At 46.8% G+C, this 22248-nt stretch carries 11 protein-coding genes; 1 reads left to right on the top strand and 10 read right to left on the bottom strand.

The genetic code is table 11. The features are described from left to right. Nucleotides 1-112 precede the first annotated feature (112 nt). On the top strand, nucleotides 113-2692 hold the full coding sequence (locus JT717_RS18245; protein ID WP_205512209.1) for a phosphoenolpyruvate carboxylase: 2580 nt from the start codon (nucleotides 113-115) through the stop codon (nucleotides 2690-2692). Nucleotides 2693-3404: 712 nt separating this feature from the next. Here JT717_RS18245 and JT717_RS18240 read toward each other — a convergent pair. From JT717_RS18240 to ilvD, 10 genes are all read right to left on the bottom strand, one after another. After that, nucleotides 3405-4481 (bottom strand): porin, encoded by a 1077-nt coding sequence (locus tag JT717_RS18240; protein WP_205512207.1) that lies wholly within the window; start codon nucleotides 4479-4481, stop codon nucleotides 3405-3407. A 237-nt stretch (nucleotides 4482-4718) separates the two neighbouring features. Next, the gene (locus tag JT717_RS18235) at nucleotides 4719-6119 is read right to left on the bottom strand and encodes an ammonium transporter (protein ID WP_205512205.1); all 1401 of its coding nucleotides are present in this window, start codon (nucleotides 6117-6119) and stop codon (nucleotides 4719-4721) included. Between the two features lie 536 nt (nucleotides 6120-6655). After that, the gene (locus JT717_RS18230) at nucleotides 6656-8161 is read right to left on the bottom strand and encodes a glutamate synthase subunit beta (protein ID WP_205512203.1); all 1506 of its coding nucleotides are present in this window, start codon (nucleotides 8159-8161) and stop codon (nucleotides 6656-6658) included. Between the two features lie 122 nt (nucleotides 8162-8283). Beyond that, nucleotides 8284-12807: a glutamate synthase large subunit gene (gltB, locus tag JT717_RS18225; RefSeq protein WP_205512201.1), complete on the bottom strand. Its 4524-nt coding sequence runs from the start codon at nucleotides 12805-12807 to the stop codon at nucleotides 8284-8286. A gap of 1839 nt (nucleotides 12808-14646) precedes the next feature. Next, complete coding sequence (gene ilvA, locus JT717_RS18220; protein ID WP_240348224.1) at nucleotides 14647-15903, bottom strand: threonine ammonia-lyase; 1257 nt, start codon at nucleotides 15901-15903, stop codon at nucleotides 14647-14649. A gap of 190 nt (nucleotides 15904-16093) precedes the next feature. Then, nucleotides 16094-17161 carry a ketol-acid reductoisomerase gene (ilvC, locus tag JT717_RS18215; protein WP_205512199.1) on the bottom strand — a complete coding sequence of 356 codons (1068 nt, stop codon included), beginning with the start codon at nucleotides 17159-17161 and terminating at the stop codon, nucleotides 16094-16096. A gap of 112 nt (nucleotides 17162-17273) precedes the next feature. After that, complete coding sequence (gene ilvN / locus JT717_RS18210; protein WP_205512197.1) at nucleotides 17274-17861, bottom strand: acetolactate synthase small subunit; 588 nt, start codon at nucleotides 17859-17861, stop codon at nucleotides 17274-17276. Nucleotides 17862-17930: 69 nt separating this feature from the next. Then, entirely contained in the window at nucleotides 17931-18707 is a 777-nt protein-coding gene (locus tag JT717_RS18205) for a class I SAM-dependent methyltransferase (protein ID WP_205512195.1), read from the bottom strand. Between the two features lie 14 nt (nucleotides 18708-18721). After that, nucleotides 18722-20467 (bottom strand): biosynthetic-type acetolactate synthase large subunit, encoded by a 1746-nt coding sequence (ilvB, locus tag JT717_RS18200; protein WP_205512193.1) that lies wholly within the window; start codon nucleotides 20465-20467, stop codon nucleotides 18722-18724. A gap of 68 nt (nucleotides 20468-20535) precedes the next feature. Continuing rightward, nucleotides 20536-22221 (bottom strand): dihydroxy-acid dehydratase, encoded by a 1686-nt coding sequence (gene ilvD, locus JT717_RS18195; RefSeq protein WP_205512191.1) that lies wholly within the window; start codon nucleotides 22219-22221, stop codon nucleotides 20536-20538. Between the last annotated feature and the right edge of the window lie 27 nt (nucleotides 22222-22248).

The raw sequence follows: 22248 nt of genomic DNA, 5'->3' as shown, positions 1-22248 counted from the left end.
AAAACAAATCAATGTAACCTGCTCCTATTTAATTTTTTCAACGTACTTTCATTCCCCGATTTTCTTTGCTGCTTGCTATATTTTTGCATTAATGCCATAAACTCGAAATTACATGGACCACCAGTCATCAAGAGGACTGCAGCAATTTAAAAACCACGTAGGCATAAAATTTCAGCTCTACAACAGCCTGTTTACCTCGCTCCCGTTCCACCGGATTGAAAAGACCGGTATTCTTCTTTCCCTGCTTTTAAACAATTGTGAAGAAGGGTATAAAAAGAAGCAGAGCCCTACGCAGATCATTGAGGAATTCTTTGAAAAACATACATCCTATACGAAGGAACAGGATAAACTCGACCTGTTGTTCCGCTTCATTCAATACGTTGAGCGGCAGGTAGTTTTATTCGACGCCCTGGAAGATGCTTCTTTCAGGGAGATCAATGACCTCAATGGCATTGGTACGCTTAAATACCTGGCATCTGATGTTATACAGGAAGGCAAACAGGAAGCACTGGCTAAAAAGCTGGAAGACTTTTCCATCCGGTTGGTGCTAACCGCCCACCCTACCCAGTTCTACCCCGGTCCGGTCCTGGGTATCATAAACGACCTGTCGAAAGCGCTGGCTGAAAACAATACCAACCAGATCAACATGTACTTGCAACAGCTGGGTAAAACGCCTTTCTTCAAAAAACAAAAACCAACACCATACGATGAGGCCATCAGCCTTATCTGGTACCTCGAAAACGTATTCTACAATGCGGCCGGCCGTATCCTCACCTTCCTGAATAACCAGTTCCCGCAAATGATCCCCGACACCAACCCGGTGATCACCATGGGTTTCTGGCCGGGTGGCGACCGCGACGGCAATCCCAACGTAACCGTTGATACCACCCTTAAAGTAGCCGATGCCCTGCGTGGCAGCATTATAAAATGTTATTACCTCGAAGTACGCCGCCTGAAAAGAAGGCTCACGTTTAAGGGTATCGACACCATTCTGGCCGACCTGGAAAAACAGTTATACGAAAATATTTTCATTCCCGGTCAGCGCACCTTCTTAAGCAAAGAGGGCATACTCGATGCATTACAAAAAATAAGAGAGATCCTGATCTACCAGCATAATGGATTATTCCAGCACCTGGTAGACAGCCTGATCAATAAAGTGCATGTATTTGGCCTGCACTTCGCCTCCCTCGATATCCGGCAGGACAGCAGCGTTCACAATAAAGTACTGGAAGCTATCGCTGAAAAAACAGATATCCTTCCCCGTAACTATGCAACGCTTTCCGCCGACGAAAAGAAAAAGCTGCTTTCAAAAGCCAGCGGTGATATTGGCGGACATGTATTCGAAGACGGCCTTGAAAAAGACACCCTGCTTTCCATTAAGACCATCAAAGAAATTCAACAATACAATGGCATTGAAGGCTGCAGCCGCTATATCATCAGCCAGTGCAACAGCGCATTGAATATGCTGGAGGTATACGGACTGTTCAAACTCTGCGGCTGGAAAAGTGATGAGCTTACCATTGATATTGTGCCCCTGTTTGAAACCATCGACGACCTGCAGGAAGCAGCCGATATTATGCAGGAATTGTATGAGAACGAAACCTATCGCAAGCACCTGCAAAAACGGAAAGACCGCCAGACCATCATGCTTGGTTTTTCTGATGGCACCAAAGACGGCGGTTACCTGATGGCCAACTGGAGCATTTACAAAGCCAAAGAAAAGCTCACCAGCATTTCGGCAAAATATGGCATCGATGTCGTATTCTTCGATGGCCGCGGCGGTCCTCCGGCCCGTGGTGGCGGTAAAACGCATAAGTTCTATGCCTCCATGGGCAAGAACATTTCCAACAAAGAAATTCAATTGACCATCCAGGGCCAAACCGTAAGTTCCAATTTCGGCACCATTGATTCTGCCCAGTACAATATCGAGCAGTTATTGAATGCCGGTATTTCGAATGATGTGTTTGCCGATAATGATAAAACGCTTACCAAAGAAGAAGAAGTGATACTAGGCGAGCTGGCGGCCGAAGGATTGAAAGCCTATAATGAACTGAAGAACAATCCAGACTTTTTAGAATATCTGGCACATATCAGTCCGCTCAAATTTTACAGCCAAACCAATATCGGCAGCCGGCCGGCTAAACGCGGTTCTTCCTCGAAGCTGTCGTTAAAGGATCTGCGGGCCATTCCATTTGTTGGCGCCTGGAGCCAGTTAAAACAAAACGTTACCGGATATTACGGCGTGGGCACTGCTTTGCAGGCCATGGAGAAAAAAGGCAAATTGAACGAAATCAAGAAAGTATACCGCCACTCGCTGTTCTTTAAAACGCTGATCGATAATTGCGAAATGGCGATGAAGAAATGCTTTTTCCCCTTAACGGAATACCTGGCGCAAGACCCGCGCTACGGCGAGATCTGGAACCTGATCTATAAAGAATATGAACTAACGCAACGATATATCTTCCTGATCTCCGGCAAAAGCGAATTGATGGCCGATTATCCGGTTGAGCAGTTGTCGATCCAAATGCGCGAACGCATCGTATTACCGCTGACCACGATTCAGCAATACGCTATGGCGCGTATCCGCCAGATGGAAGAACAAAATGCACCTCCACAACATAAAGAAACTTTTGAGAAGCTGGTCATCCGCAGTTCGTTTGGCATTATCAATGCCGGCAGGAATTCGGCTTAGGTCCTGCATGGTCAATGGTGAATGGTCAATAATTTACCGAGGCCCCTCAGCTCACAAAAAACGGGTAACCACAGCACGGGGTTGCCCGTTCTTGTTATGCGAAAAGCTACGCGAGCATATTGACCATTGGCCATTCGCCATTGACCCAAAAAATAAACGCACCCGGCGAAACGGATGCGTTTTCTGATAACTAAAACAACGGTAATGAAAAAAAGCATTAAATACTATTTCACATATTACCGCACAGCGCTTAGTTAGTTTTGGTCATACTTGAATATAAACACCATCGTCTGTCAACGGCGTTCGGCAAACAATCGTGATCAATATATAAAAGTGTCAACCGTCTTCTCTTTTTAGTCTTCTGCCTTTTTCATATGCCATCGCCTGCTTCTTCCGGATTCCAACTCATACATTATGAAAAATGCAATGTATTGTTATTTTAAACTACCACATCAAATATTGCCATTAGATAATTAAAATACCAATCGATTATTGTCAAAAGTACCATTTTTTGGCGTCATCATGGCAATTATGAAATATATAATATTATATATAATACAATCATTCTGCTGAAATTGTTCTGCTCTCCGGCTAACAAAAGAGGATATTTCCACAGCAGGAAATATCCTCTTTCCATTTAATCAATAAGCTGGCTGGTTTGGGTCACGGCCCTTGTATGGACTGTAAAAAATTGTATTCTTCTTATCAGCAGTTAAAAATGCCAGGTTGCTGCGAGCAGGAAAGTACCTGTGCTTTTTACGCCTTCATTTGGATTCTTCATGAAGATGGCCTCTTTCGAATTATCTAACCTGAACTCAGGGATGATCGTGAGGTTATCGATGCGGATATTACCCGATAAAGTAGCGGCAAATACACTCGTAGCCATACCTGCATAATCCTCCGTCGCTAATCCGGACACCCCATTCTTATCATCGAAATATTCACCACGCAAAGTCAACCCGAACACTTTGGAAGGATCTACGTTCAGGTAAACAGCAGATCCCCACCAGGAGTCACCACTGCTTTTACCAACCGCTTTTACCGACTGCATGGTGCCATTATAACCAATGCTGAATTTATCGCTGATGGTTCCGGTAACGGTGAGGTCAACCTGGTTAATGTTATTCTCACCCATGTCTTTGCCACCTACATAATTCAGGTAGGCTTTTATTTTACCGTCGCTGCCGGTGGCGCTAACCTGGCCCAGCACCATTTTCTTGGCGAAACTGGCGGTTACATTGTCTGTGGGGTTGGCCACACCCAGCATAAAACCAAAATTTCCTGCCGTATACTCCGCCTTCAAACCGGTATGAAAGAAGGGACCGAATGAGAACATATACGACATACTGTAGTTTCGGTTCAGATAGGCATCTACCAGCTCGTAACCCACATGCGTAGCCCACTTACCCATGGTGAACTTCAATTTATCAGAAGCTGCTACCGAGATATAGGCCTGTTTGATGGCGGTACCCAGGCCATTTCCTTTTTCATTATAGGAAAACTCCTCTGCCCTTCTGCCAAAACCCAGGTCAACAACCCCGGTAACTTTACCAGTAGTATACTCGGCTTTTACCGATGCCATCCCCAGCTCGAACGAGTTGTGCGAGTTGGTAAAACTGGTAAGATTATTCAGATAGCCGGAATCTTTGGCATTATGAAAATTATAGCGATAATATGCGTCAACAGAACCAGTAATATTCAGAGCTGCTTTTTTCGTAGAATCTTGTGCGTGTACATAGGAACCCAGGGCCACGCTAAAGATGGCCAATGAAGAAATTTTTCTTAACATTGCAGTTAGATTTTAAGTGTTAATGAAAAGGGTACGGTGATAAGGATCGGGCTTGTGTCAGAAGCTTCGATCTTTTATTAAAGCTGTACCTTTTTCTTTTGTAGAACTCCTACCGGTTTTTTCAACCAGTTCCTTCTCACCGTTTAGGGAAATTACCTTGTGGATACTTTCTTATGCAAAGACCGGACTTGTGTCAGAAGCGTCGATCTTTCTTTAAAGCTGTACCTTTTTTACTTTTTAGAACTCTACAGGTTTCTCAACCAGTTTACCATTCTCACCATTTACCAGCAAAGTGCCTTGTAAATACTTCTCATTGTGTTGAGTTTCATCCAGACCGAGCTCTTCTTCTTCTTCAGTAACACGTAAAGGCAGAATGAAGTTGATGAATTTGAATATGAGGAAAGAAACAGTGAAGCTGTATAAAACCACGATAGCCATTGCTTTGAACTGGGTAAAGAAGAAAGAAGGATTACCGTAGAACAAACCTTGCGGGCCGCCTTTAATGCCATGCGCCAGTTCGTTGGCAAATACACCGGTCAGCAACATACCTACGATACCGCCTAAACCATGGCAGGGGAATACATCGAGCGTATCGTCGAGGGTAGACCTTTGTTTAATACTTACCGCGATATTCGAAATAATGGCACCTACAACACCTATAATGATACTTTGGGGAATTCCAACAAAACCGGCAGCTGGCGTGATGGCCACCAGACCGACCACAGCACCGATACAGAAACCTAATACGGAAGGTTTTTTGCCTTTTACCACATCAAAGAACATCCAGGCCAAACCAGCGGCAGCAGCTGCAGTATTGGTCGTTCCGAAAGCGTTTACGGCCAGGCCGGAAGCACCAACAGCAGAACCTGCGTTAAAACCAAACCAGCCGAACCACAGTAAACCGGTACCGATCAATACATAAGGCACGTTGGCCGCAGGGGTTTCTTTTTGTGCAATGTGTACTTTTCTGCGTTTCAGCACCAGGGCGCCTGCAAGCGCAGCACAACCGGCTGTAATATGCACTACGGTACCACCTGCGAAGTCCCATACACCCATTTTGGCGAGGAAGCCGTTCGGATGCCATGACCAGTGCGCTACAGGAGCGTATACCAGCAAGCTGAACAATACGATGAATAAGATATAAGAAGTGAACCGGATACGTTCAGCTACAGCACCTACCACGAGGCCGGGGGTGATGATAGCGAACATCATCTGGAAGATGGCAAACAGACCCAGGGGAATAGTGGTGGCAGCAGGCCAGGCAGCGCCGGCTTTCACCCCCTTGAAAAACAGGAAGGTGCCGGGATTACCGATAAAACCGCCGATAGACTCACCAAAGCTCATGCTAAACCCTACAACAACCCATAATACGCCTACCACACCGGCAGCAACCACACTCTTGATCATTGTGGAGATAACGTTTTTACGATGCACCATACCGCCGTAAAAGAAGGCCAGACCAGGTGTCATTAAAAAGACCAGTGCCGTTGAAACCAGTACCCATGCAATATCTGCTGCACTATACTGGGTTTCGTTTGCGCCCGGAACATAATCCGCTTCAGGTGTAACAAACATGGCAGCCAGGGCCAGTACTACCAATACCAGGAACGGCATAACCGATTTGAATGACAGTTTCATTTTTTTCCGTTGTTTTAGTTTAGATGAAATGATATTAGTAATTATTACTATCTAATATTATCTATTCGAAAATATTAATTTTTTAAGATAACACATCATAAATAATTTAGATTTTATAAATCACTATATGTATCTCATTTATCTTGCTTATCCGTTATAACTGCTTGCTGGCCCATTCTTTAAATAAACGATTGTTTTGAAATTAAAAAAGCCATCCTTTTTGGATGGCTTCAAAAATTAACCGTCGTTTTACCTCGAATTGCTAAAACTGCATTTTTTTATGTCTTGCGCACATTTTTTTATGCCAGGCGTCCTTCGGGAACTTTTTTGACCATTTTGGGGTGATTTTTAAAGCCGCTTCCGGTACTAGGTGTATTATTGAACACCAAATCTCCATAAATCCTGATCATCCTGCCCGCCGAACACATATATAATTTATACTAATGTATTGATTCTTCTTCCCTTATTCCCTTGATCATAATGAAAAAAGCCACCCGCAAACGCGAAGTGGCTTCTTCAAAAACGGCCGTTTAAGCTTATATCGCTAATACAATATTCTGATCCTTGCTTTCTAAATATGATACCCCTTCATTCAAAAATTCATCCACTTTGCGGGCACATTCGCGGCCTTCGCTGATGGCCCAAACCACCAGGCTTTGACCCCGGCGCATATCACCGGCCACAAACACTTTGTTGATGCTTGTCTTGTATTCTTTTTCAGTAGCCCGAACATTGCCTCTGCTATCGAGATCAACGCCCAGTTCGTTCAACAGACCTTCATGCTGCGGATGCACAAAACCCATGGCCAGCAGTGCCAGTTCACAGGGGATCTCGCGTTCTGAGCCGGCTTTCTCTACAAACTGCGAAGGTCTGCCATCTTCCGTCACCTGCCACTCCAGGTCAACCACCTTCAGCGCTTTCAGGTTGCCCTTTTTATCGCCAATAAATTCTTTGGTGGCAATGGCCCAGTGGCGGTTAGCGCCTTCCTCATGGGAAGTAGAGGTCTTTAAGATCATAGGGTAAGTTGGCCAGGGCATAAAATCATTACGGCCTTCCGGCGGTTTGGGCAACAGCTCAAACTGCGTTACCGATTTGGCTTTATGCCGGTTGCTGGTGCCCACGCAGTCGCTGCCGGTATCACCACCACCAATTACCACTACATTCTTATTCGTAGCTAATAAATTTTCACTGAAAATATTGCTTTCAATATTCGCGTGGGCCAGCGGATCGATGCCGGCATTGCGTTTGTTCTGCTGTTTCAGGAACTGCATGGCATAATACACGCCTTTCAGGTCGCGGCCGGGGATCTTGAGATCACGGGGAACCGTAGAACCGCCTGCCAGTACAATGGCGTGGTATTCACGCAACAGGTCGTTGATGCGCACATTTTCACCCACATTGGCATGACAGCGGAAAGTAACCCCTTCCTCTTCCATGAGTTTGATCCTTCTGTCGATCACCCATTTCTCCAGTTTGAAATCGGGTATGCCATAGCGCAATAAACCGCCTGGCTGATCGTCCCGCTCAAACACGGTAACCGAGTGACCTGCATAGTTCAACTGCGCTGCAGCAGCCAAACCAGCCGGACCAGAGCCTACCACTGCTACTTTCTTGCCGGTACGCACATGTGGCTTCCGGGGCTTCACAAATCCTTTTTCAAAAGCTATTTCTATAATATGTTTTTCAATTTCCTCGATCGTGATCGCCGGTTGGTTAATGCCCAGTACGCAGGCGCTTTCGCAGGGCGCCGGGCAAATACGGCCGGTGAACTCCGGAAAATTATTGGTAGAAGCCAGTATCTCATACGCTTCCTGCCAGCTCTTGCGGTACACCGCATCGTTAAATTCAGGTATGATATTACCCAGCGGGCAACCGCTATGGCAGAAAGGAACGCCACAATTCATACAACGTGCCGATTGCTGGTTGAGCTTTTCATCGCTGTACCGCTCAATGAATTCGTTGTAATTTTTCAACCTTTCCTCTACTGGTTTTTTACCGGGCAATTCCCTGGTAAATTCTAAAAAACCCGTTGGCTTACCCATTTTCTATTAACAGTTTATCGTTTTGTGTTTGTTAATGTTGTTTGTTACCAGCTGCTGTGCTACTCTCAGCTTTACTTGTGTCACTCACTTCAGGGCCTTCATCACTGCGCAGCTATTGCCAATTATTTCTTTTTGGCTCCCTGTTTAACTTTTGCTTTATCCTGCAATGCCTTCTTGTAATCTTTCGGGAACACTTTGATGAAGTTCTTCAACTGGTTCTCGAAATCATCCAACACAAAACGGGCAACGGTACTACCGGTATATGCGTAATGGCGGGTGATCATATCATTCAGCGCTTGCGCATCTTCCGCATCCAACGGATCGAGGTCAACCATTTCCTGGTTGCACAAAGAAGCAAATTGCCCCTTCACATCATAGATATAAGCAATACCGCCACTCATACCGGCTGCAAAGTTGCGGCCTGTAGCTCCCAGGATCACCACACGGCCCCCGGTCATGTATTCACAACCGTGATCGCCTACTCCTTCTACAACTACCTGGGCGCCTGAATTACGAACGCCAAAACGTTCACCGGCCTTACCCCTGATATAAGCTTCACCGGAGGTAGCGCCATAGAAAGCTACGTTACCGATGATGATGTTCTCTTCAGGTACATAGCTCGACTGCTTGGGCGGATATACGATCAGCTTCGCGCCGCTCAATCCTTTACCAAAATAGTCATTGGCATCACCTTCCAGTTCAAGGGTCACGCCTTTGGTATTGAAAGCCCCAAAGCTTTGTCCGGCCGTACCATTAAAGTTGAAGTGAATGGTATCATCCGGTAATCCTTCGGCTTTATATTTCTTTGAGATCTCGTTCGATAAGATGGTACCGATGGTTCTGTCGGTATTCTTCACTGGGAAGGAAGCGGAAATGCGTTCCTGCTTTTCCAGCGCTGGTTTTGCAGCAGCCAGCAGTTTCCAGTCAAGCACATCAGCAATACCGTGATCCTGCTCTTCCATTTTATACAGACCAGTGTAAGCAGCAGCCGGCTCTTTATATAAGATGGGCGACAGATCGAGCTTGCTGGTTTTCCAGTGAGTAATGCCTTCGCGTACTTCCAGGCAATCGGCTTGTCCAACCATTTCATTAATGGTGCGGAAGCCCAGTTCAGCCATGATCTCACGCAGGTCCTGTACAAGGAATTTGAAGAAATTCACCACGTGATCGGCGTTTCCTGCGAAACGTTTGCGCAGTTCAGGATCCTGGGTAGCTACCCCAACCGGGCAGGTGTTCAGGTGACATTTACGCATCATGATACAACCTTCCACTACGAGCGCTGCGGTTGCAACACCCCACTCTTCAGCACCCAACAGGGTAGCGATAGCGATATCGCGGCCTGTTTTCATTTGACCGTCGGCCTGTACGACCACGCGGCTGCGTAATTTATTTTTCACGAGGGTTTGATGAGATTCGGCCAAACCTAACTCCCATGGCAAACCGGCGTGTTTAATAGAACTGATCGGTGAAGCACCTGTACCACCATCATGACCTGAGATCAGGATCACATCGGCTTTGGCTTTCGCCACACCGGCTGCAATAGTACCCACACCGGCTTTAGATACCAGCTTTACGTTGATGCGGGCTGCGCGGTTCGAGTTCTTCAGGTCGAAGATCAGCTGGGCCAGGTCTTCAATAGAATAAATATCGTGGTGCGGTGGCGGCGAGATCAAACCTACACCTGGTGTAGAGTGACGGGTCTTACCGATCCACTCATCTACTTTATGGCCAGGCAACTGACCACCTTCACCAGGTTTAGCACCCTGTGCCATTTTGATCTGCAGCTCTTCCGCTTCTGTTAAATAATAGCTTGTTACACCAAAGCGGGCGCTGGCGACCTGTTTAATGGCGCTGCGCATACTGTCGCCGTTAGGCAATGGCGTATAACGAATTTCATCTTCACCCCCTTCACCGGTATTGCTCTTGGCGCCTATGCGGTTCATAGCAATGGCCAGTGTAGTATGGGCTTCCCATGAAATAGAACCAAAGCTCATGGCGCCGGTAGCAAAACGTTTCAAAATGCTTTCAGCCGGTTCTACCTCATCGATAGAAATGGCAGGCCGGTTCACTTTGAACTGGAACATGCCGCGCAGGGTAGCCGCTTTCTCTGCCTGCTCGTTTACCGCTTTAGCATATTTCTTATACGTATTGTAATCATTCATCCGGGTTGCATACTGCAACAGGTGAATGGTGGTTGGATTGAACAGGTGATACTCCCCTTTGCGTTTCCATTGGTAAACACCACCAACGGGTAAACGCTCTACAGGTATATCCTTGCGGCTGAAGGCAAACCAATGTTTGGCCAGCGCTTCTTTTGCCAGTTCATCGAGGCCGATGCCTTCGATACGGCTAACGGCGCCGGTGAAACATTTATCAACGAGGTCTTTATTTAAACCAAGTATTTCGAAGATCTGGGCGCCCTGGTACGATTGCAGGGTAGAGATCCCCATTTTTGAGAACACTTTCAGCAAACCGTCACAAACTGCTTTGATATAATTCTTACGCAGCTGATCCCAGGTAAGTTCTGTTTGCAGCGTGTTGTTCACTTTCATGTTGCGGATGGTAGCCAGCGCCAGGTATGGATTGATGGCTGTGGCGCCAAAGCCCAGCAAACAGGCAAAGTGATGTACTTCCCATACATCGCCGGCTTCTACCACGATACCCACTTTACCACGCAGGCCTTTGCGGATAAGATAGTGATGTACAGCGGCCGTGGCCAGTAAGGAAGGGATGGCGGCGTGATCAGAATCCACTGCGCGGTCGCAAAGGATCAACACTTCGAATCCGTCGTGTACGGCGTCTTCTGCGTAGCGGCAAAGCCTGTCGAGCCCTTTCTTCAGCGAGCCTGGTTTACCATCGGCCCTGAAGTAGGTCTGCAATGTTTTTGCCTGGAAGATCCCGGTATCGATACTGCGCAGCTTCTCCAGTTCCGTGCTGGTAAGTATCGGATGTTTCAATGCCACGGTATGGCAATGTTTGGGATCTTCGAGTAATAAGTTGTCGTTATTTCCAACAAAGGTAGCCAGGCTCATTACCATGCGTTCGCGAATGGGATCGATGGGCGGGTTGGTTACCTGTGCGAATAATTGTTTGAAGTAAGAAGAGATATGCTGCGGCTGATCGCTCAATACAGCCAGCGGCGTATCGGTACCCATTGAACCGATCGGCTCTTTGCCGTCAACAGCCATGGGCGATATGATATCATCGATGTCTTCCGTTGAATAACCGAACGCTTTCTGGTATTTCAGGATCGAAGAATCTGAAAGGTGGGTGAATGCAACACGGGGTTCATCCAGTTCTTCCAAACGGATCTTGTATTGATTCAACCAGTCGCCATAAGGTTTGCGTGAGCAGATATCATTTTTCAGTTCCTCATCGCTGATGATGCGGCCCTGTTCCATATCTACCACGAACATTTTACCGGGTTGCAAGCGGCCTTTCTCAATGATGATGGCAGGATCAACCGGTAAGGCGCCGGTCTCAGAAGCCATGATCACGCGATCGTCATTGGTAACACAATATCTTGAAGGGCGCAGACCGTTCCTGTCGAGCGTAGCGCCAATGATCTTTCCATCGGTGAAAGAAATAGAAGCGGGACCATCCCAGGGTTCCATGATAGAAGCGTGGTATTCGTAGAACGCTTTCTTCAGTGGATCCATTTGATCATTACCATCCCATGCTTCGGGGATCAGCATCATCATTACATGTGGTAATGAACGGCCGGTCAGTGCCAGCAGCTCGATCATATTATCCAAACAGGCAGAGTCGCTTTGATTGGCGGTTACGATCGGCAGCAGCATTTCCATTTCCTGGTTGGTGAAGTATGGCGATGTGAAACCGTGTTCGCTGGTCTTTAACCAGTTGAGGTTACCCTGCAGCGTATTGATCTCACCATTGTGTGCAATGAAGCGGAATGGCTGCGCCAGTTTCCAGCTGGGGAAAGTATTGGTAGCGAAGCGGGAGTGCACCAAACCAAAAGCAGAAACCATTCTTTTGTTGGTGAGGTCGTTGAAGTAAGGACGCACCTGGTTACTGGTGAGCTGCCCTTTGTAAACGACTGTTTTGTAAGAAAGCGATGCAATGTAAAAACCGATCGCATCTTTCTTTACGGTGTTATTGATGGTGTGGCTGGCGTAGTTACGCAGCACAAATAATTTGCGTTCAAAGTCATCGGGGTTATTGATGTGGTCGGGGCAGGCAATGAAAACCTGTTCCATCTCAGGCTCAACACTCAATGCTGAGGGGCCAATGCCATCCGGATTCACGGGCACCTTCCGGTAAACGAGGATCTCCAGTCCTAATTTTTCAGCAGCGCGATTGAAGATATCGCGGCACTCCTCCCGCAAACGGATCTCGCGGGGGAAGAAGATCACCCCAACACCGTAGCGGCCGAAAGCAGGCAGATGCACGCCCAGCTTAATGCACTCGTCAAAGAAAAATTCGTGGGGAGTTTGGATCATAATACCGGCGCCATCGCCCGTATTATTCTCACAACCGCAGGCTCCGCGATGTTCCATATTTTCCAATATGGTTAATGCATCGCTGATGTTTTGGTGGCTTTTATGCCCCTTAATGTTGGCTACGAATCCAATGCCGCAGGCGTCACGCTCAAACGAAGGATGGTATAAACCCTGGTTACTTGCCATGGAAATGCATAGTTTTTTGAAAAATATTCAATAAATAGTAAAAATCAGTAAAAATCGTTTAATTACATAGCAAGCAAGCGATTGAAATTACGAAAAAAAACGGGTATTTACAGGTGTTTTGTGCAATTTTTTTGACAAAATAGCGATATGTATTTAGTGTTTTTTATGATCTGCGCAATATTTCCCGCCTTGTTTCCTGCAGTAAACTTTTAAAATGTATGACAAACAAGTATTAGTATTGTTTAACGACGTAAACCGGAGGCTGGAAGGCCGGAATTCAGAAGCCGGAAACCGAGGTCGAAGGCCGAAAGTCCGAGGTGGCAAGCCGAGGTTGGAGCCGGACAGCTCTGATTGCTTCCAGGTTTGGCAGACCTTCAAAGAGCCTTCCGGGAGTGACATATGCCAGGTGTGCACAGTTTTAACGTGCGCCACCGCTGCACTTCCTGATACTGCAAAGGCAGCGTAGCAGCAACCAGGATGGAAGTGCCTTCCCCGGCTTACTGTATATGTCAAAACGGCCTCCCATCATGAGCGCCCTTTCCTGCATGCCAGCAATTTCAAACCTTGGGAACCATCCCATTCATTTTAACATTTCCTAAACGCTTCCGGTGAATTTCATTTCAGCCGTTCAAAGGCCCGGTGACTAAACCACTATGATAAACGCAGTTTGTTCAATAGCCTGTTGCGGGCGATCGCAATACACTTGTTAAATCGTTATCATACAGCCACTAACGCTCACCAGTGTTCTAAATAACGTTCGTTATTCGTTTGTGAATAAGGGTTATAAATGTTGATAAGTTTTACCAAACACATTTGTTGGCTGCGCTATAACGGCGTAACTTTGCAGCGCAAAATCCAATATTTCTAGCTAGCAATACAAGCAAATACTCTTCGAAATATTCTAACCATTGTTGTTTAACAGCCATAGCCAAGTTTCATTTCTTTAGGTTTTAGTTTCATGTCAATAGATCAGCAACGCGCGCTCCTAACAATGCTCAGCCATTAAATTTTATCAGCTAAAAATATTGTTATCAGAATCCCGGGAAACCGGGGTCGGCCTTCCATTATCCATGGAAAACCGGTTCACGTATAATCCAATATCAGTCCATGTGCACTGTGTATGCCTATTATTTTAAAATCCAAGAAAGACCAATCCCTGTATTTCAATATCCGGGAAAAGCCATTACATGCAACTATCCAATATCAACGTCCCGTGTACATTTTTACACGATCCGTTCAATATCCGGGAAAAGCCAAAGCATGTATAAGATCCAATATCAGCGGCCTGTGCACTATTTTAACCTGTTAGTTCCAATATCCGGGAAAACCAATCCGATATCTATGAGGACAATCAACTTTTTATTTGTCCAGATAGATCCATAAATGTTTGATCCGTTCCCTGGCAAACATTGACGGTGTCCAATATCGATGAAAAGACCATATCATGCAACAGTAGCAACTCTTCCGTAATCCAGTATCCTTGGTTCGAAAACCGTCCGTCGGATTTATTTACAAAGCCTCCCATTCATTGGGGGGCTTTTTTAATGTGATAATTTGATAAATAGCTTAAATGACAATGAAGGCCATGGGCAATGGGCAATAAGCAATAGGCAATGAGCAATAGGCACTGGCAATGGTCAATGCTCGCATTATTACATAAAGCCCAGACGCTCTGCATTCCGATGACTTTCGATCCAGCGTTTTGCATTGAATTAAGCGTTGCACGTTCAGCCTTCAGCATTCGGTGTTGCATGTTAGCGTTCAGCCTTCAGCATTCAGCAAGCATAAAAAGCCCCGACGTTACCGTTGGGGCTACCACTTAAAAACAGAAACATATGTTTATACCAAATACCCAAACAGCGTATCATTCTTATTCAACGCTGTATAGTCTATATTATAACGTTGCATGTTTTGCAACAGTATATCGTAGTCTTCTTTTTTCTTTAACTCGATACCGACCAAAGCCGGACCGGTTTCTTTGTTGTGCTTTTGCATGTATTCAAACCTGGTAATATCATCATTGGGTCCCAATACATGGTTCACAAACTCTTTCAGGGCGCCTGGCCTTTGTGCAAACCGTACCAGGAAATAATGTTTCAACCCTTCATACTGCAGGCTTCTTTCCTTGATCTCCTGCATGCGATCGATATCATTGTTGCTGCCACTGATAATGCAAACAACCGTCTTCCCTTTTATCTCAGCGGCATAATCATCCAACGCTGCAATTGATAAAGCACCGGCAGGCTCCACTACGATCGCATCTTCATTGTACAATCTCAAAATGGTAGAACAGGCCTTTCCTTCCGGAACCAGGTGCATCTCATCCAACACCTCTTTACAAATAGAAAAAGTTATATCCCCTACTCTTTTCACCGCCGCGCCATCCACAAAACGATCGATGTCGCTCAGTGTTACCGGCGCCCCGGCTTTCAATGCTTCAGACATGCTGGGAGCACCTTCCGGCTCCAGCCCAATGATCTTTGTCCTGGGCGAATAGGTCTTCAAGTAAGATCCTACGCCGGCGCTTAAACCGCCGCCGCCCACAGGCACAAATAAGTAATCGATATCCGTTTGCTCTTCCAGAATTTCTACACCAACCGTTCCCTGTCCTTCAATGATCCGGTAATCATCAAAGGGCGGAATGAATGTCATCCCGTTTTCTTCGGTGAACTGTTTTGCCGCTATGGCGCAGTCATCGAAGGTATCACCCACCAGCCTGATCTCGATCGTATCTTCGCCAAACATGCTGGTTTGATTCACCTTTTGCCTGGGTGTAATGATCGGCATGAATACCACGCCTTTTACATGCAGCTTTTTACAGGAGTAGGCAAAACCCTGTGCATGATTGCCTGCACTCGCACATACCACGCCGCGCTGTAACTGCTCGAGCGGTAAACTGCTCATCATGTTATACGCACCGCGCAGTTTGTACGACCGTACCACCTGCAGATCTTCCCGCTTCAAATACACACTGCACTGGTATTTCTTCGACAGGTTGTGGTTGTACATCAGCGGTGTTTTCGTCACCACTTTCTTCAACCGCAGCGCTGCTTTATGAAACTCCAGTTCAGGTCTGGTATGTGTGAATGTGCTCATATTATTTCCTGTTAAAAAAAAATTAGCCACCGTTGTTTTAGTTATCAAAAAACGCTGCTTAACGCCGAACGCTTAACGCGAACAATGTAAACGCAAATGCTTTTTGTGAACGGTGGCTAATATCTTTTCGCTTAAGCGCTTAATGCCAGATCCAATGAGACCGGCCTTAAGCGTTCAGCGTTTTGCTTTATTAAGCTGTTATTTCAGCCGGTTTTTGATTCTCTGGACGAAGGCTGCGTACTACTTTACCAGCTTGCCACATTTCGCTTTCACGCAGTTCTTTCAATTCAGCTTCCAGTTTCTCGCGGTAGTCGGCCTGGCTGTTGCTGTCGATAGAACGTTGAGATTCTTTACCGGTAGCAACGCTTTCATATAATTCGTTGAATACAGGTAATGTTGCATCGCGGAATTTTTTCCACCAATCCAAGGCACCGCGTTGTGCAGTAGTGCTACAGTTGGCATACATCCAATCCATACCATTTTCTGCAACCAGTGGCATCAATGACTGGGTCAGTTCTTCAACCGTTTCGTTGAATGCTTCTGAAGGTGTATGGCCTTTACTGCGCAATACCTGGTATTGAGCAGCGAAGATGCCCTGGATAGCGCCCATCAGGGTGCCTCTTTCGCCGGTTAAGTCGCTGTATACTTCTTTTTTGAAATCAGTTTCGAAGAGGTAACCGCTACCTACAGCTATACCTAATGCAACAACTCTTTCTTTTGCTTTACCGGTAGCATCCTGGTAAATAGCATAGCTGCTGTTCAGGCCACGACCCTGCAGGAACATGCGGCGTAAAGAAGTACCGGAACCTTTGGGGGCAACCAGGAATACGTCTACATCCTTGGGAGGAACGATGCCTGTTTGCTCATTGAAGGTGATACCGAAACCATGAGAGAAATATAATGCTTTACCAGGAGTGAGGTGCTTTTTAACAGTAGGCCATAATTGAATTTGTGCGGCATCGCTCAACAGGTAGCAAATGATGGTACCACGTTGTAATGCTTCTTCGATTTCGAACAATGTTTCGCCGGGTACAAATCCATCTTTCACCGCTTTATCCCAGGTTTTTGAATTTTTCCGTTGACCAACTATAACATTGATACCGTTGTCTTTCTGGTTCAGCGCCTGGCCGGGTCCCTGAACACCATAGCCGATAACAGCTACCGTTTCATTTTTCAATACCTGTTGCGCTTTGGCAAGTGGGAACTCTTCACGAGTTACTACATTTTCTTCCACCCCGCCGAAATTTAATTTTGCCATTGTTGAGAATGTTTATTGTTATTGGTTTTTTGTTTTGGTCCGGTGAATGCCATTCACCTGTATAATTGGTTTTTAACGAGCTTTTTTGCGTTCTGCGTTAAGCGTTTCACGTTTACATCGTAAACACCTGGTCGCCCTGGCCCAGGTATTCGTTCTCTATCACTTCTTCACTGGGCTCTTTCTTTTCAAACTCTTTCAGTTTGTCATGGAAGCCTTTGCTGGCTTTTATGATGGCCACCCGGGCGCTGCGTACGAATTCAATCAAGCCGTATGGTTCCAGCACCGTTATCAGTTTGTTGATCTCTTCGCGCTGACCGGTTGTTTCAAACACGGTGTAATCTTTTCTGATCACTACGGCACGGGCGCCGTACTCGCGCAGTAATCTTTCCACTTTTACCTTTTCTGCAATTACATCTGTAGGTACTTTGTACAGTGCCAGCTCCTGCCAAACGATCTCGTCGTTGGTATTGTAGTAGGCTTTCAATACTTCTACCTGTTTTTCTATCTGGCGCACCAGCTTTTTCACCACTTCTTCCAGTTCATTGATCACAATGGTAAACCGGTGGATGCCTTCGATTTCAGAAGGCGAGGTATTCAAACTTTCGATATTGATCTTACGGCGCGAGAACATGATGGCGATCCGGTTCAGCAACCCGATCTGATTTTCTGTATATACCGTAACGGTGAATTCCTGTTTCATAATTTAACTTGTTATCAACCTGGCCGCGGTGTTGAACCGTGACTTGGTTTCCAATGATGAATAACAATTTTAGTTTTCTTTAATGGCCACTACGCGTAACCTTTTATAATCGGCATACCATTTCTGGTTTCTGAACTGGGTCTGCCGCAATGTTTCCTCTACTTCTTCCAAAATATTATCTTTCGCTGCGGCTTCAACACCTTCCAGGAAAGCACCGCCAAACATCTGTACCCAGTCCTTAATTCCATGCTGGGTATCTTTCAGTTCGGTCTCCCGGTTATAATGGGCGGCATAGGTGACCCGGAATCCCTGTTTTTCGAGCAAGCCGGTGTACTCACTCAAGGAAGGGAAATACCATATTTCACGGGCGGCATTCGACCGGTAGCCATGGTTTACCAGGGCTTTCTTCAAGGCATTGATGATCATCTGCACATTTCCTTTTCCACCCATTTCCAACACCAGTCGGCCCCCGGGTTTCAGGTTGTTGTACATGCTTTGAATGGCCTGCTCTTTCTCGGTTACCCAGTGCAGTACGGCATTGGAGAACAAAGCATCGAATGGCTCCTCGAATTTGAAATCCGTTACCGAGGCCAGCCTGAAAGGCAGGTGCGGATATTCGCTTCTGGCTTTCGCGATCATGTCTATCGAATTATCCATGCCGGTGACCATAGCCCCGGAAGCGGCTATCAGGTTGGTCAAATAACCGGTGCCACAGCCTACATCCAGAATGCGCTCGCCTTCCTTGGGGGTAAGCAGCTGCACCAGGTATTCGCCGTACTTAAAAACAAAATCATGTTTTTTATCGTACAGGGCGGTATTCCAGGTATTATTTTCTGTGATAGCCATTCGCTGTTACCTTTTTATTTTAAACGGATTTCTGCTACGCTGCAACCCTGCGGTACCATTGGGAACACGTTGTTCTCCTTTCCAACCATCACTTCGAGCAGGTAAGCGCCTTTTGTGTTCAACATCTCAGTCAGCGCTTTCTTCAGTTCTTCTCTTTTTGAAATGCTCTTACCGGGAATATTGTATCCTTTGGCCACCTGCACAAAATCGGGGCTGGCAATATCCACGAACGAATAGCGCTTGTCATGGAACAGTTGTTGCCACTGGCGCACCATCCCCAGGAACTGGTTGTTCAGGATCAGGATCTTTACATCGATCTCTGATTGCATAATAGTTCCCAGCTCCTGAATGGTCATTTGGAAACCACCATCGCCAATGATGGCTACTACCTGCCTGTTTGGCGCACCCACTTTGGCGCCTATGGCGGCGGGTAAGGCATAACCCATGGTGCCCAAACCCCCTGAGGTAATATTGCTTTTCGACTGGGTGAACTTCGCATAACGGCAGGCTACCATCTGGTGCTGCCCTACGTCTGTAACGATCACTGCATCACCGCCGGTCAATTCATTCAGCACTTTTATCACTTCACCCATGGTCATTTGTTCGGTAGTAGGGTTCAGCTCGGGGATGATACAGGCTTCTTCTTCCTGCTTCATCATATCCTTGAACTTCTGCAACCAGCTGGGATACACTTTCTGTTCTACCAGCGCTGTGAGCAGGGGCAGGGTTTCTTTACAGTCGCCCCAAACGGGAACGGCGGTTTTTACGTTCTTATCAACTTCGGCGGGATCTATATCGAGGTGGATCACTTTTGCCTGTTTGGCGTATTTATCCAAACGGCCGGTAACGCGGTCATCGAAACGCATCCCGATAGCAATCAATACATCACATTCATTGGTCAATACATTGGGCCCATAATTGCCATGCATACCCAGCATACCTACATTCAGCGGATGATCTGAAGGCAATGCACTCAGGCCCATGATGGTCCATGCAGCAGGGATGCCTGCTTTTTCTATGAAGGCTTTAAATTCTTTTTCTGCTTTACCCAGAATTACGCCCTGGCCAAATATTACAAATGGCCTTTCTGCTTCGTTAATAAGCTTGGCGGCTTCTGTAATGTACTCTTTGCGCACAATGGGAGCCGGCCGGTAACTGCGTACATGGTCGCATTTTGTATACCCCTCATAATCGAATTTCTGCAGCTGGGCATTCTTGGTGATATCGATCAACACCGGACCTGGACGGCCGCTGCGGGCAATGTAAAAGGCTTTTGCCATTACCGCAGGTATTTCAGTAGCATCCGTTACCTGGTAGTTCCATTTGGTAACCGGAGTGGTTATATTGATCACATCCGTTTCCTGGAAAGCATCTGTACCCAGCAGGTGTGCAAACACCTGGCCGGTTACGCATACCAGGGGCGTACTATCTATCATGGCATCTGCCAAACCGGTTACCAGGTTGGTGGCGCCCGGACCACTGGTGGCAAATACGACACCCACTTCGCCTGATGAGCGCGCATATCCCTGGGCGGCATGTATACCACCCTGTTCGTGGCGCACAAGTATATGACGCAGTTTTTCCTGGTAATCATACAGCGCATCATAGATAGGCATGATCGCGCCACCCGGATACCCAAAGATGGTACTGACACCTTCTGCCAGGAATGCCTCCAACACTGCGACCGAGCCACTGATACTTTGTACTGCTGGCTTTTTTTCCGTCTTTCCTTTGGCAGGTGCCTTTTCGATTGTACTCATAAACTTTTTTTTGTGATTCAATTGTCGTTTAGTTCCTGTTCTAATGTTGTCCGGTTAAGCGGCATCGTTTATTCCGCCTCATCGGTTACACAACCCTCTGAAGCATCTTTTACCTGCTTCGCATATTTATATAGAAGTCCTTTTTTCGCTTTTAACGGCGGCTGTTTCCAGGCCGCTTTGCGTTTTGCCAGTTCTTCGGGACTTATTTTCAAATTGATGATATTCTTCACGGCATCCAGCTCAATGATATCATTATCTTTAACCAGGGCGATCACCCCGCCATCAAATGCTTCGGGTGTAACGTGCCCTACCACAAAACCATGGGTACCGCCACTGAAGCGGCCATCGGTGATAAGGGCTACGCTTTTACCGAGGCCTGCGCCGATCAATGCAGAAGTAGGTTTCAGCATTTCAGGCATCCCGGGCGCACCTTTGGGGCCCACGTAGCGGATCACCACCACATCGCCGGGTTGTACTCTTTTGTTCTGGATACCAGCTATCAGTTCAAACTCACCGTCGAAAACACGGGCGGGGCCTTCAAAGCGCTCGCCTTCTTTACCCGTGATCTTGGCCACACTGCCTTTTTCAGCCAGGTTACCATAGAGGATCTGCAGGTGACCGGTAGCTTTTATGGGATTTTCGAGCGGGAGAATAATTTTTTGTTTGTTGAAGTCGAGGTCGGGCACGCCGGCCAGGTTTTCGGCCAGTGTTTTTCCCGTAACGGTGAGGCAATCCCCGTGCAGCAGTCCTTTTTGTAACAGGTATTTCATTACGGAGGGTAATCCACCATGTTCGTGCAGGTCCTGCATCAGGTATTTACCGCTGGGTTTGAAGTCGGCCAGCATGGGCACTTTGTTGCTGATCGCCTGGAAATCGTCCTGGGTCAGGGGAACGTCTACACTTTTGGCGATGGCGATCATGTGTAAAACAGCATTGGTGCTTCCACCCAGTACCATGATCGTTGTAATGGCGTTCTCGAAGGCTTTGCGGGTCATGATATCGCGGGGCTTGATATCTTTTTCCATCAGGTTACGCACTGCCCTGCCCGCTTCCAGGCATTCCTTTTTCTTTTCTTCACTCAGGGCCGGGTTTGAAGAGGAATAAGGCAGGCTCATTCCCAGCGCTTCAATGGCCGAGGCCATGGTGTTGGCGGTGTACATGCCGCCGCAGGCGCCGGCACCCGGACAGCTGTTCATTACAATGCCTTTGAAATCGGCATCGCTCAACTGGCCGGCAATTTTTTGTCCCAATGCTTCAAAGGAAGAAACGATATTCAGGTCCTGTCCTTTATAATGACCTGGTGCAATAGTTCCACCATATACCATGATGGCAGGGCGGTTCAAACGGCCCATGGCCATTACAGAACCCGGCATATTTTTATCGCAACCAGGGATAGCAATCAATGCATCATAATATTGTGCGCCGCAAACCGCTTCTATGGAGTCGGCGATGATATCGCGGCTAACCAGTGAATAGCGCATACCATCAGTTCCGTTCGACATACCGTCGCTTACACCAATGGTATTAAAGATCAAACCTACCAGGTCGTTGCTCCAAACGCCGTCCTTTACGATCTTAGCCAGGTCGTTCAGGTGCATGTTACAGGTGTTGCCATCGTACCCCATGCTGGCAATGCCTACCTGTGCTTTTTTCAGATCTTCATCTGTTAATCCAATGCCATACAACATGGCCTGTGCGGCAGGCTGGGTTTCATCCTGCGTAAGTGTCTTTGAATATTTGTTTAATTCAACCATCGCTTTACTTTAATCGATCAGTGTTTT

It is taken from the genome of Longitalea arenae (assembly GCF_016924755.1).
Taxonomy (GTDB): Bacteria; Bacteroidota; Bacteroidia; order Chitinophagales; family Chitinophagaceae; genus Niastella; species Niastella arenae.
This window is presented reverse-complemented; position numbering and strand designations above follow the sequence as displayed.